This window comes from Mycobacterium sp. AZCC_0083 (assembly GCF_014202335.1).
Classification (GTDB): Bacteria; Actinomycetota; Actinomycetes; order Mycobacteriales; family Mycobacteriaceae; genus Mycobacterium.
The window spans coordinates 26,701-39,467 of the sequence record NZ_JACHGP010000019.1 but is presented as its reverse complement, the minus strand read 5'-3'; the positions used below and the strand labels follow the sequence as shown (position 1 = coordinate 39,467).

At 67.7% G+C, this 12,767-nt stretch carries 11 protein-coding genes; 7 read left to right on the top strand and 4 right to left on the bottom strand.

The annotated features are described in order from the left end of the window. Window positions 1–37 precede the first annotated feature (37 nt). Entirely contained in the window at window positions 38–508 is a 471-nt protein-coding gene (locus tag HNP02_RS34455; protein ID WP_184445337.1) for a nuclear transport factor 2 family protein, read from the top strand. A gap of 173 nt (window positions 509–681) precedes the next feature. On the opposite strand, the gene HNP02_RS34450 is transcribed toward HNP02_RS34455, so the two are convergent. Together HNP02_RS34450 and HNP02_RS34445 are read right to left on the bottom strand one after the other, a co-directional pair. Then, window positions 682–948: a hypothetical protein gene (locus tag HNP02_RS34450; RefSeq protein WP_184445159.1), complete on the bottom strand. Its 267-nt coding sequence runs from the start codon at window positions 946–948 to the stop codon at window positions 682–684. Between the two features lie 60 nt (window positions 949–1,008). After that, a complete protein-coding gene (locus tag HNP02_RS34445) occupies window positions 1,009–1,176 on the bottom strand; it encodes a hypothetical protein (RefSeq protein WP_184445158.1) in 168 nt (55 codons plus the stop codon). A gap of 63 nt (window positions 1,177–1,239) precedes the next feature. Between HNP02_RS34445 and typA the strand changes: the two genes are divergently transcribed. Then, window positions 1,240–3,141: a translational GTPase TypA gene (typA, locus tag HNP02_RS34440; protein WP_184445157.1), complete on the top strand. Its 1,902-nt coding sequence runs from the start codon at window positions 1,240–1,242 to the stop codon at window positions 3,139–3,141. A 109-nt stretch (window positions 3,142–3,250) separates the two neighbouring features. After that, the gene (locus tag HNP02_RS34435) at window positions 3,251–5,074 is read left to right on the top strand and encodes an ABC transporter family substrate-binding protein (RefSeq protein ID WP_184445336.1); all 1,824 of its coding nucleotides are present in this window, start codon (window positions 3,251–3,253) and stop codon (window positions 5,072–5,074) included. Window positions 5,075–5,173: 99 nt separating this feature from the next. Here the strand turns inward: HNP02_RS34435 and HNP02_RS34430 are convergent, their stop codons facing one another. Further along, window positions 5,174–6,418 carry a chloride channel protein gene (locus HNP02_RS34430; RefSeq protein ID WP_184445156.1) on the bottom strand — a complete coding sequence of 415 codons (1,245 nt, stop codon included), beginning with the start codon at window positions 6,416–6,418 and terminating at the stop codon, window positions 5,174–5,176. Between the two features lie 22 nt (window positions 6,419–6,440). Between HNP02_RS34430 and mshB the strand changes: the two genes are divergently transcribed. Then, the gene (mshB, locus tag HNP02_RS34425) at window positions 6,441–7,322 is read left to right on the top strand and encodes an N-acetyl-1-D-myo-inositol-2-amino-2-deoxy-alpha-D-glucopyranoside deacetylase (RefSeq protein WP_184445155.1); all 882 of its coding nucleotides are present in this window, start codon (window positions 6,441–6,443) and stop codon (window positions 7,320–7,322) included. Between the two features lie 114 nt (window positions 7,323–7,436). Further along, window positions 7,437–7,865 (top strand): hypothetical protein, encoded by a 429-nt coding sequence (locus HNP02_RS34420; RefSeq protein WP_184445154.1) that lies wholly within the window; start codon window positions 7,437–7,439, stop codon window positions 7,863–7,865. 51 nt (window positions 7,866–7,916) lie between these two features. Here the strand turns inward: HNP02_RS34420 and HNP02_RS34415 are convergent, their stop codons facing one another. Next, entirely contained in the window at window positions 7,917–9,077 is a 1,161-nt protein-coding gene (locus HNP02_RS34415; protein ID WP_184445153.1) for a hypothetical protein, read from the bottom strand. 186 nt (window positions 9,078–9,263) lie between these two features. On the opposite strand from HNP02_RS34415, the gene HNP02_RS34410 reads away from it, so the two are divergent. Both HNP02_RS34410 and HNP02_RS34405 read left to right on the top strand, forming a co-directional pair. Next, window positions 9,264–11,843, top strand: a complete 2,580-nt coding sequence (locus HNP02_RS34410; RefSeq protein ID WP_184445152.1) for a bifunctional FO biosynthesis protein CofGH — start codon at window positions 9,264–9,266, stop codon at window positions 11,841–11,843. Between the two features lie 117 nt (window positions 11,844–11,960). Beyond that, window positions 11,961–12,422 (top strand): DUF2231 domain-containing protein, encoded by a 462-nt coding sequence (locus HNP02_RS34405; protein WP_184445151.1) that lies wholly within the window; start codon window positions 11,961–11,963, stop codon window positions 12,420–12,422. Window positions 12,423–12,767: the final 345 nt, after the last annotated feature.

The following is a 12,767-nucleotide window of genomic DNA, read 5'->3' as shown; positions in this document are numbered from 1 at the left end:
GTCGTTGGCCCGTAACCCCCGAGGAGAACCGATGCCCATGACCGTCCGACCGCCGGTCCCCCCCTTCACTATCGACACCGCGGTACAGAAAGTGCGCATGGCCGAAGACAGCTGGAACTCGCGCAACCCAGCAACGGTCGCACAGGGCTACACCGATGACAGCTGGTGGCGCAATAGGTCCACCTTCATCCAAGGCCGCGTCGGGATCATCGAGTTTCTCACCGGCAAGTGGGAGCGCGAACTCGACTACCGACTGATCAAGGAACTGTGGGCACACGACGGGTACCGGATCGCTGTGCGTTTCTGCTACGAGTATCACGACGCCGACGATCGATGGTTCCGTGCCTACGGCAATGAGAACTGGCACTTCGAAGACAGCGGTCTGATGCGCTGGCGGCACGCCAGCATCAACGACCTGTCGATCGAAGAATCCGAACGGAAGTTCCACTGGGACAGCAGCGGCGTTCGGCCGGCCGATCATCCCGGCCTGAGTGAGCTGGGTCTGTGATTTCCAGACCCATGACCAAGAGTCGATCTCCGCCTTCGGGGCAGACGCCTAGCCATCCAGCGTGTCTCAAGTTCGTTGCACTAGTGCAGCGCTGGTGCAGCCAAACTTGAGAAAGTGCAGTCACACTTGAGACCTAAAAGGTGGCGCTGCTGTCGACGCCGTAGCGCGGCGGGTCAGTAGTGGAGCCGGTCGCCGACCACGCGCACCGGGTCGCCGCGGTGGCGGGCCGTGTACATCGGGTGCAGGAGGGCCGGATGGCGGCAATGCGCGCACGATCCCGGCGCCTGATTGGCCGACGAGAACGTCAGGTGGTGACATGCCGCACACCGCACCACGTAGAACGCGCCGATCCAATTCAGCAGACCGACGTAGATCGCTACCGTTGCCGCAGTCGCCAGCACCGCAACGAGCGCGATGGTTCCCACTTCGTAAAACGTCACGATGGATACCTCCAAACTTCGACGAACGTTTTTACGGTACGCCGATGTTCGCCGAGGTCGTCAGGACTTTTGTGTGCGCTTGAACACCTTCTCGAGCTCCTTGCCGCGCACCCCGGCCAGCTCCGCTTTGCGCACCTTGTGCAGCACCACCGGGCAGCGTTTGCACCGCGGCTTGCTGCGGCAACACTTCTTCTTCGGTTTGAACCCGGCGAACTTGCTGGACTTCACTTAGTTTCTTGCCCCCATTCCGTCGTTTTCGCGAATGGATACCTGCGCTGCGACAATCTAGGCGTGGATTCTCGCCCGGACTTTCGTAACGTTGCCATCGTCGCTCACGTCGATCATGGCAAGACGACGCTCGTCGATGCGATGCTGCGTCAGTCTGGCGCGCTGACCCATCGCGGTGACGACGCGGTCGAGCGGCTCATGGACTCCGGTGACCTCGAGAAGGAAAAGGGCATCACCATCCTGGCCAAGAACACCGCGGTGCACCGGCACAACGCCGACGGCACCATGACGGTGATCAATGTCATCGACACCCCCGGCCACGCCGACTTCGGCGGTGAAGTCGAGCGCGGGCTGTCCATGGTCGACGGCGTCCTGCTCCTGGTCGACGCGTCCGAGGGCCCGCTCCCGCAGACCCGGTTCGTGTTGCGCAAGGCACTGGCCGCGCACCTGCCGGTGCTTCTGGTGGTCAACAAGACCGACCGTCCTGACGCCCGGATCGCCGAGGTCGTCTCGGAGAGCCACGACCTGCTGCTCGACGTCGCCACCGACCTCGACGACGAGGCGCAGAAGGCCGCCGAAGACGCACTCGGACTGCCGACGCTGTACGCGTCGGGCCGCGCAGGCATCGCCAGCATCACCGAGCCGGCCAACGGTGAGAACCCCGATGGCGACAACCTCGACCCACTGTTCGACGTGCTCATGGAGCACATTCCCGCGCCGGCCGGCGATCCAGAGGCCCCACTGCAGGCCCTGGTGACCAACCTCGACGCCTCCGCCTTCCTTGGCAGGCTCGCGCTGGTCCGCATCTACAAGGGCAAGCTCCGCAAGGGCCAGACCGTGGCGTGGATGCGTGAGGTCGACGGCCATCCGGTCATCACCAACGCCAAGATCACCGAACTGCTGACCACCGAGGGCGTGGACCGCCGCGCCACCGATGAGGCGATTGCCGGTGACATCGTCGCCGTCGCAGGCATGCCCGAGATCATGATCGGCGACACCCTTGCCGACCTCGATCACGCCCACGCGCTGCCGCGGATCCACGTCGACGAGCCCGCCATCTCGGTGACGATCGGCACCAACACCTCGCCGCTGGCGGGCAAGGTGTCCGGGCACAAGCTGACGGCCCGCATGGTCAAGTCCCGACTGGACAGTGAGCTCGTCGGCAACGTGTCGATCAAGGTCGTCGACATCGACCGTCCCGACGCGTGGGAGGTGCAGGGCCGCGGTGAGCTGGCGCTCGCCGTCCTCGTCGAGCAGATGCGCCGTGAGGGTTTCGAGCTGACCGTCGGCAAGCCGCAGGTAGTCACCAGAACGATCGACGGCAAGCTGCACGAGCCGTTCGAAGCCATGACCATCGACTGTCCCGACGAGTTCGTCGGCGCGATCACGCAGTTGATGGCAGGCCGCAAGGGCCGGATGGAGGAGATGGCCAACCATGCGGCCGGCTGGGTCCGGATGGACTTCATCGTCCCCAGCCGCGGGCTCATCGGCTTCCGCACCGACTTCCTGACCCTGACCCGCGGAACCGGCATCGCCAACGCGGTGTTCGACGGCTACCGACCGTGGGCGGGGGAGATCCGGGCCCGCCACACCGGGTCGCTGGTCTCCGACCGGACCGGCACCGTCACGCCGTTCGCGATGATCCAGCTGTCGGACCGTGGCCAGTTCTTCGTCGAGCCGGGCCAGGACACCTATGAGGGCCAGGTCGTCGGCATCAATCCGCGCGCCGAGGACCTCGACGTCAACGTGACCCGCGAGAAGAAGCTGACGAACATGCGGTCGGCGACTGCCGACGTGTTCGTCACGTTGGACCGGCCGCTGGAATTCGACCTCGAACAGGCCATGGAGTTCTGCGCCAACGACGAGTGCGTCGAGGTGACGCCCGAGTTCGTGCGGGTTCGCAAAGCCGAGCTGAACGCGACCACGCGGGCACGTACCAAGGCTCGTGAAAAGACCCGCAACTGAAGCGCGGAGCCGCCGACCGGGCACCTGAGCCCGGGCCGATAGCCTGAACAGCGTGCCGACGACTTTGCGACGCGTGTCAGCCGTCGCGGGTGCGTTGACTTCGACACTGATGCTGGTCACGGCCTGTACCGTCAGCCCGCCGCCTGCGCCGCAGAGCACCGAGACCTCGGAGAGCACGCCACCGCCGCCGTCCAAGGCGACGCAGATCATCGTGGCGATCGATTCGATCGGCCCAGGATTCAACTCCCACCTGCTGTCCGACCAGTCGCCGGTGAACGCCGCGATCTCGTCGCTGGTGCTGCCCAGCTCGTTCCGGCCGATCGCCGATCCGGTGTCGCCGACGGGCTCGCGGTGGCAGCTCGACCCCACCTTGCTGGTGTCGGCCGACGTGACGAACCAAAACCCGTTCACCGTCACCTACAAGATCCGGCCAGAGGCGCAGTGGACGGACAACGCGCCGATCGCCGCCGACGACTACTGGTACCTGTGGCGGCAGATGGTCAGCCAGCCCGGTGTCGTCGACCCCGCGGGCTACGACCTGATCACCGGGGTGCAGTCGATCGAGGGCGCCAAGACGGCGGTGGTGACGTTCTCGCAGCCGTACCCGGCGTGGCGGGAACTGTTCAACGACATCCTGCCTGCGCACATCGTCAAGGACGTGCCAGGCGGGTTCGCCGCGGGCTTGGTCAAGGCGCTGCCGGTGACCGGCGGGCAGTTCCGGGTGGAGAGCATCGACCCGCAGCGCGACGAGATCCTGCTGGCGCGCAACGACCGCTACTGGGGGGTGCCCGCCAAGCCCGATCTCATCCTGTTCCGGCGCGGGGGAGCACCCTCTGCACTCGCCGATTCGATCCGCAACGGCGACACCCAGGTGGCACAGGTGCATGGCGGTCAGGCCGCCTTCGCCCAGTTGAGCGCCATCCCCGACGTGCGCACGGCTCGCATCGTGACGCCGAGGGTGATGCAGCTGACATTGCGTGCGCAGCAGCCCGCTCTCGCGGATACCCAAGTGCGCCAAGCGATTCTGGGACTACTCGACGTCGACTTGTTGGCGTCGGTCGGGGCGGGCAGCGACAACACCGTGACCCTCGCGCAGGCGCAGGTGCGTTCGCCGTCGGATCCCGGGTATGTGCCCACCGCGCCGCCCGCCCTCACCAAGGAGCAGGCGCTTGCCATGCTCGCCGGGACCGGCTACCAGGTGCAGCCCGTGGACACGCCGCCGCCGACGACGCCGGGCACTCCGGTTCCGGACACCAACCGCGGCCGCATCACCAAGGACGGCCAACCCCTGACGTTGGTCCTCGGCGTCGCCACCAACGATCCGACGTCCGTCGCGGTGGCCAACACCGCGGCCGATCAACTGCGCAGCGTCGGCATCAGCGCCTCGGTCCTCGCGCTCGACCCGCCGGTGCTCTACGGCGACGCGCTGGACAACAACCGGGTCGACGCGATCGTCGGCTGGCATCAAGCGGGCGGAGACCTCGCCACCGTGCTCGCGTCCCGCTACGGCTGTCCGGCGCTGGAGGCCACTGCCGTTTCGACGGCTACCGGCACCACCACGCCGTCGCCCACCACGTCGTCCACTACGTCGCCGCCGCGGGCCACGTCGGCCGTTCCGCTGCCGCCCACGACCGTCACCAGCCCGAGCCCAGCGCCGGAGTCCGGCCAGCTGGTGCAGGCGCCAAGCAACTTGACCGGCATCTGTGACCGCAGCATCCAGCAGAAGATCGACAACGCACTCGACGGCAGCGAGGACATCGGCGAGGTGCTCACCGCCGTCGAGCCGCGGCTGTGGAACATGTCGACGGTGCTGCCGATCCTGCAAGACACCACGATCGTGGCGACCGGACCGAGCGTGCGCAACGTCAGCCTGACGGGTGCGGTACCCGTCGGCATCGTCGGTGACGCAGGCAACTGGGTCAAGACCCCGTAGAAGTGAATGTGCGGTGGTTGCGGAATCCGTGGGCCATCGGCGACGCCCAGCAGCCCGGCAAGCCGGGAGGCAAACCCCCGGCCAATCCGACTTCTTTGCCTAGCTAACGATTTCTGGTCGCTCGGCCTGATGCTGCTCCCGGAGCAGCCGGATGCCGTGCGCGGTGAACGCGGCCACGAGGAAGACGATCAGCAGCCAGTAGGGCGGTCGGGCGAGCTCCCAGACGAACAGGGCAGCGAACGCCGGCGCCCGCTGGGTGATGGCCAGCACGCCGGCCGCACACGTCAACGAGAGCGCGGAGACCTGGATGTGGGTCCCCGCCACGTGGTTGAGGGCGAGGGCGAGCACCGACCCCGCGGCCGCCCCGGTCGCCATCGCAGGCGTGATCATGCCGCCGACCGCGCCCGTGCGCAGGAACAGCGCGGTCAGCAGCGGCTTCAGGATCAGGATGACCGACGCCCCGCCAAGGGTCAGGCCTGCGCCAACGCTGATCGTCAGGATGCTGCGGCCGTTCCCGGGAAGCTCCGGCCACCAGATCGAGCAGATGCCGGTGGCCAACCCCGCGAACGCGATCGCGGGAATGAGCGTCCACGACCGGATCTGCGGCTTTGGCCTGGCCAACGACATCACCTTGTCGAACACCAGGCCCACGGCGACGGCAAGCGGGGCGATGGCGACCGCCAGGATGACGAACAGATAGGACAGGTGCGGGTCTGGCCACCTCAGTGTGTGCTCCAGGTGGGTGACGGGAGAGGCCACCGCGACGGCGAGGCTCGACGTGATCAGCGCGGTGCCCACCGCCCTGGGATGCCAGGTGCCCAGCAGGATGCGCGCGGCGAAGACGGCGCCACCGAGCGGCACGCTGTACACCGCGCCAAGTCCAGCTCCCGCGGCGCACGCCAGCAGAATCTCGCGGTCACGCGCGGTGAGCGACAGGCGCGAGGTCGCGAGATCGCCCAACGCCGCAGCGAGCTGGCGCGGCGCACCCTCACGTCCCAGCGATGCGCCGGCGCCGACCAGCAGCACCTGCAGCCCAGCATCGATCGACATGCGCAGCCGTTGGATTGGCCGGTGCTCGGCGATCGTCGCCGTCAGCCCCGGCACGTCCCCAGAGCGGCGCAGCATCCACCAACCGAAGCCGGCAAGTGCGCCTCCGAGCATGGGGCCGACTGCGCGCCGCACCGGACTGCTGTTGCCGACACCGGTCAGCAGGGTGCCGAAGGCGTAGTGATAGGTGAGGTGTTCGACTGCATGCAGCAGCAAGGTGGTGGCGGCGCCCGCAACACCGGCGAGCAGACCGATCACCAACACGGCGCATGCGTACTCGAGTGTGCGCCGCGCCACCTGGTGAATCTATCTTGTGCGGATGGAGCTTCCACGATTTCTCTTCGTCCACGCACACCCCGACGACGAAACGTTGACTACCGGCGCCACGATCGCGCACTACGCCGCGCTCGGCGCCGACGTTCGAGTCGTGACGTGCACGCTGGGCGAGGAGGGCGAGGTGATCGGCGACCGGTGGGCCCGGCTCGCCGTCGACGGCGCCGACCAGCTGGGCGGCTACCGGATCGGCGAATTATCTGCTGCCCTACGCGAATTGGGAGTGGACGCACCGATGTACCTTGGGGGCGCAGGCCGCTGGCGCGATTCGGGCATGGCGGGCACACCGCCGCGCGGACCGCAGCGATTCGTCGACGCCGATCCCAGCGACGCCGTCGGCGCCCTGGTCGCGATCATCCGGGAGCAGCGCCCCCACGTCGTCGTCACCTACGACCCGGACGGCGGCTACGGCCATCCGGACCACATCCGCGCCTACGAGGTGACTACCGCCGCCGTCGCCGCGGCAGCCGAGGCGGACTACCCGGGCGAACCGTGGCTGGTGCCGAAGTTCTACTGGACCGTGGTGGCTCGCAGCGCGATGGCGGCCGGCATCCGCGAACTGTCCGAGATGGACCTCCCGGCGGACTGGATCCTGATCCCCCCTGACGAGTTCCCGTTCGGGTTCGCCGACGACCAGATCGACGCCGTCGTCGACGCACCCGAGAGCCGGGCCGCCAAGGTGGCCGCCCTTCGGGCGCACGCGACGCAGGTCACCGTGGAGTCCGCCGGACGGGCCTGCGCGCTGTCGAACCTCGTCGCACTGCCCATCGTCGCGACCGAACACTATGTACTCGTCGGGGGAGCGGCAGGCGATCGCGACGACCGCGGTTGGGAGACCGATCTTCTCGCCGGACTGAATCTGGGTTAGCGGGTGCAGGACGCGGTAGGCTCCCGTCAACACGTGGCGCGACGGAGGGATGGCGATGGACCCGGACCTGGATCCGAACCTGCAGCATCAGCAGGACCGCCTGGACAACTTCCAGTGGGTCGTCGGCTCGCTAGTGGCGCTCCTCGACAGCATGCCGACCTGACCAGTCGCGTTCCCGACTGGGCGCGCCCCGTCATCCTGTCTGTTCTCGCGTTCGATGGTGTGTTGTCCGCGGTGCTGGGGGCCTTACTGCTTCCGCTCTACGTCGGCTCGATCCCCGTTCCCATCAGTGCCCTGGCCAGCGGCCTCGTCAACGCCGCCCTGGTGTGGGCGGCGCTGCAATGGACCTCGGCGCCCCGGGTGGCGGCGTTGCCGCTGTGGACCTGGCTGGCGACCGTGGCCGCGCTGACGCTGGGCGGGCCCGGCGGTGACATCGTCTTCGGCGGCGCCGGGATCATGCAGTTCGCGCCGGTGATCTTCGTCGTGGTGGGGGCGGCGCCGCCGGGTTACGTGCTCTGGCGCCACGTCCACCCCCGCGCCTAAGCCGTTTCGTCCCCGTTCACTCTGCGCTGAGGGCCGTCGCCACTCGAACTTCTACGCCCTGTGCGCAGAACCAACGCTGTTGTTGGCGTCCCCGGTCTTGTCGGCGTCGCCGGTCTTCGAGGCATCACTGGTCTTCGTGCCCTGGGGCGACTCGGCAGGCTTGTTCGCGGTTGACGCGGCGTCCCGATCGCCCTTGTCGCCCTTGGATGCGTCGGGCTTGGAGGCGCCGGGCGTCTTCTCGTCCGTGGCGCTCTGAGTGCCGCCGCGCACCTCGCCCTGCGCTGCGACGCCGCCTGACGAACCGGTCGTCGTCGACTCGGGCTTCTTGACCGGCTCCGCTTCGGGCTTCGTCGTGGCTGGCTCGGCTTCCGGCTTCGGAGTCGCCGGTTCGGTGGCGGTTTCGGTGGCCGGTTGAGTCGGGCTCTTCGGCGCTTCCGGCGCGGTGGGATCGGCCGCGGGTTTGGCCGATGGTTCGGCGGATGTGGCGACTCCTGGCTCGTGTTTTTCGTCGACGGTGTCGGTGGTCGCCTGGGTCGTCGGCCCGGCCGCGACCTTGAGTGACGTCGCCTGCGCAGCGGCGAACGGAATGGGCGGAAGCGGCGGAAGGAAGCTCAGTGCCCAGTTGACCTCCGCGTTGACGAACCCGATGCCCGCGTTGATCGAATCGTTGATCACGTTGGATATGCCCTGGACGAGTCCGATGCTGCCGCCGAGCACGTAGGCCGTGTTGAAGATGGCACTCGTAGCGATGGGCTCGATCAGGTCGTAGTAGAAGATGCCGATCTGTGGCGCGAAGATGCCCACCACCGGAATCCATCCGACGGCGTACTGGGCCACGTTCACGCCGTAGTCCACCCACGGATCGATCACGTTGTAGGCATTGATGATCGCGTTCTGGATCCCGGGGAGGCCTGCCAGCGCGGCCTGTGCCGCTGCGGGCGCCGCCGTCGGCGATGCGTTGACGACCGCTCCCGGCGACGAATTCGGCGCTGCCGTCGGCGCGACCGCGTGCGGTGGGGCCAGCACGACGAACGCCACTGGCGGTTGGACCGGGGCGGTGAACGACCGGGCCGCTGCGAGGAGCGCGACCTGTTCCTTCTGTACCGATGCCGAGAGTGACGCCGGTGGTAAGGCGGAGGTCGGGATCGCGATCACACCGGCCGTCAAGGCGGCGATGCCGGCCGCGACGTACGAGCGGGCGGAAACGTTCATCTCAAGACTCCCTAGGTGTGCTATCCATCTCCAACGCCGATGAACTTACGCGGGTGCCGGCCAAACGGTGGAGATGGCACTCACCGTGTCGCCGTCCTCGGACTACTGTGACCCCTATGCCAGCGGCTGTGGTTTCAGATAGTGGGACGGGCGGATGATTCTCGACGACGCCGGGGTTACAGGGGAGTGGCTCTGAACCCCCAGCGCGGCTCCGATCTGCCCAGCCCGGTGTTCCCGCCGAAGCCCCTGATGCCGAATGCCGCCGCGTTGCGGCGCGTTCTGCGGCGGGCGCGCGACGGGGTCGCCCTGAACGTCGACGAGGCCGCGATCGCGATGACTGCCCGCGGCGACGACCTTGCCAACCTGTGTGCGAGTGCTGCGCGGGTGCGGGACGCCGGCCTCGAGGCGACGGATCGGCGGGGGTCGGCCGGACGGCTTCCCATCTCCTATTCGCGCAAGGTGTTCATCCCGGTGACGCACCTGTGCCGCGATACCTGCCACTACTGCACCTTCGTCACCGTGCCAGGCAAGCTGCGTGCCCAGGGCAAGGGCATGTACATGGAGCCCGACGAGATTCTCGACGTGGCGCGACGCGGTGCCGAGCTGGGCTGCAAGGAAGCGCTTTTCACCCTTGGCGACCGGCCCGAGGATCGGTGGGACGAAGCCCGTCAGTGGCTCGACGAACGCGGTTACGACTCGACCCTGGACTACGTGCGGGCGATGGCAATCCGGGTGCTCGAGGAGACCGGGCTGCTGCCGCACCTGAATCCGGGCGTGATGAGCTGGTCGGAGCTGTCCCGGCTCAAGCCCGTCGCGCCGTCGATGGGCATGATGCTGGAGACCACGTCGCGGCGACTGTTCGAGACGAAGGGGTTGGCCCACTACGGCAGCCCCGACAAGGATCCGACGGTGCGGTTGCGCACGTTGGACGACGCAGGCCGGCTGGCCATCCCGTTCACCACGGGCCTGTTGGTCGGCATCGGCGAGACGTTGGTCGAGCGGGCCGAGACCATGCACGCGATCCGGCGCTCGCACAAGGAGTTCGGGCACGTTCAGGAAGTCATCGTGCAGAACTTCCGGGCCAAGGAGCACACCGCGATGGCCTCGGTGCCGGATACCGGCATCGACGACTTCGTCGCGACCATCGCGGTGACCCGGTTGGTGATGGGCCCGAAGATGCGGATTCAGGCGCCGCCCAACCTGGTGTCGCGCGAGGAGTGCCTTGCCCTCATCGGCGCCGGCGTCGACGACTGGGGCGGCGTATCGCCGCTCACCCCGGATCACGTCAACCCGGAACGGCCCTGGCCGGCGCTGGACGAGTTGGCGGCCATCACGGCAGAAGCCGGCTACGACCTGGTGCAACGTTTGACCGCTCAGCCGCAGTACGTGCAGGCCGGTGCGGCGTGGATCGACCCGCGCGTGCAGGGCCATGTGGACGCGTTGGCCGACCCGGAGACCGGCTTGGCGCGCGACGTCAACCCGGTCGGTCGACCCTGGCAGGAGCCCGACGAGGCCACCGAGTCGCTCGGCCGCATCGATCTACACACCGCCATCGACTCCGAGGGCCGCTTCACCGAGACCCGCAGCGACCTCGCTAGCGCGTTCGGCGACTGGGAGTCGATACGGGCGAAGGTGGAGGAGCTCGCCGCCCGCGCGCCCGAGCGCATCGACACCGACGTGTTGGCAGCGCTGCGCTCGGCCGAGAACGATCCGGCGGGCCTCAGTGACGACGCATACCTGGCACTGGCGACCGCAGAGGGCCCAGCGCTGGACGCCGTTGCCGCGCTTGCCGATTCGCTGCGCCGCGATGTCGTCGGTGACGAGGTGACGTTCGTCGTGAACCGGAACATCAACTTCACCAACATCTGCTACACCGGCTGCCGGTTCTGCGCGTTCGCCCAACGCAAGGGCGACGCCGATGCGTTCTCGCTGTCCACCGACGAGGTCGCGGACCGTGCCTGGGAGGCGCACGTCGCCGGCGCCACCGAGGTCTGCATGCAGGGCGGTATCGATCCCGAGCTTCCCGTCACGGGGTACGCCGACCTGGTGCGCGCGGTAAAGGCGCGGGTGCCGTCGATGCACGTGCACGCCTTCAGCCCGATGGAGATCTCCAATGGGGTGACGCGCAGCGGCATCTCGACTCGCGAGTGGCTGATCAGCCTGCGCGAGGCGGGCCTTGGTTCCATCCCCGGCACCGCCGCAGAGATCCTCGACGACGAGGTCCGCTGGGTGCTCACCAAGGGCAAGCTTCCGACGTCGGCGTGGATCGAGGTCGTCACCACCGCACACGAGGTGGGACTGCGGTCGAGCTCGACGATGATGTACGGCCACGTCGACACCCCGAAGCACTGGGTCGGTCACCTCAAGGTGCTGCGCGGCATCCAGGATCAAACGGGCGGGTTCACCGAGTTCGTGCCGTTGCCGTTCGTGCACCAGTCCTCGCCGCTCTACCTCTCCGGCGGGGCGCGGCCGGGTCCGACGCACCGCGACAACCGCGCCGTGCACGCTCTGGCCCGGATCATGTTGCACGGCAGGATCGATCACATCCAGACCAGCTGGGTGAAACTCGGCGTCGAGCGCACCCAGGTGATGCTCAACGGCGGTGCCAACGACCTCGGCGGCACCCTCATGGAGGAGACCATCTCGCGGATGGCGGGCTCGGAGAACGGGTCGGCCAAGTCCGTCGCTGAACTCGTCGCGATCGCCGAGGGCATCGGCAGGCCTGCCCGGCAGCGCACCACCACCTACGCGCCGCTGGCCGCCTAAGCGTCCCCCCGCGCCGGCCGATCGGCAGAGATCTTCCGCCGTCGTGAACCGGCTGCCAGGCTCAGCACGTATAGAGGGAGACGACCGTGATTGTCGTCTGCCGAGCCGAGGAGCATCTTGACCACGATCTGGGGGCTGCCCGCCCACGCCCTGCTCGTTCACGCCATCGTCGTGCTAGCACCCCTGACGGCGGCGCTGGAGATTCTCTGCGGGTTCTGGCCCGCCGCTCGCCGCCGGTTGGTGTGGTTGGTGCTCGCCCTTGCCGCCGGGACGACGGTGCTCACGCCGATCACGACCGATGCCGGTGAGTGGCTGAAGGATCAGCGGGCGCGCGTCAGCCCGATCCTGCAAGAGCACGCCGAGCGTGGCGACTGGATGATCTACTTCTCCGTCGCGCTGCTCGTGGTCGCAATGGCGCTCGCGGTGCTGCATTGGCTCGAGGGCCGGTCGGACAAGCGTCGGACGGCAGCGACGGTGGTGGTCGCGATCGTCGCCCTCGTCGTCGGCGTCTCGTCGATCGTGACGGTCGCGCGGATCGGGCACACGGGCGCGGAATCGGTGTGGGGCGCGTCGAACTAGGGCGTGTCCAACGAATGGCCTCGGCCCCGTCGGGGCCGCCTTCGGCGAGCGATCCGATCGCTCGAACCGCCTTGTTTGCTGAACATCGTCGATCCCGACAATTAGGGCCGTCAAACCATCGGGATGTCCGTCGCGCATAATTGCCGCCCGCGTACGCCGATGCTCGACAGCAAACTCATTCTCCAACGTAACTGCTGGAAAAGTATCAACTGTATGCTCATGGCAAATACACAGCTCCCCTAGCATGCCTGCAGGCGCTCGCGATGGCACTATGAGTCCGCACACGGTTTGCGCGATGCGCGAACGGAACTATGGATTAGCTGTGAGCTGTGCCGCGTCAGTGCT

Bases quoted from the DNA above. Each gene is read 5' to 3' on its own strand.
- HNP02_RS34455 (WP_184445337.1), top strand. From the start codon at position 38: ATGACCGTCCGACCGCCGGTCCCCCCCTTCACTATCGACACCGCGGTA.
- HNP02_RS34415 (WP_184445153.1), bottom strand. From the start codon at position 9,077: ATGAACGTTTCCGCCCGCTCGTACGTCGCGGCCGGCATCGCCGCCTTG.
- HNP02_RS34435 (WP_184445336.1), top strand. From the start codon at position 3,251: ATGCTGGTCACGGCCTGTACCGTCAGCCCGCCGCCTGCGCCGCAGAGC.
- mshB (WP_184445155.1), top strand. From the start codon at position 6,441: ATGGAGCTTCCACGATTTCTCTTCGTCCACGCACACCCCGACGACGAA.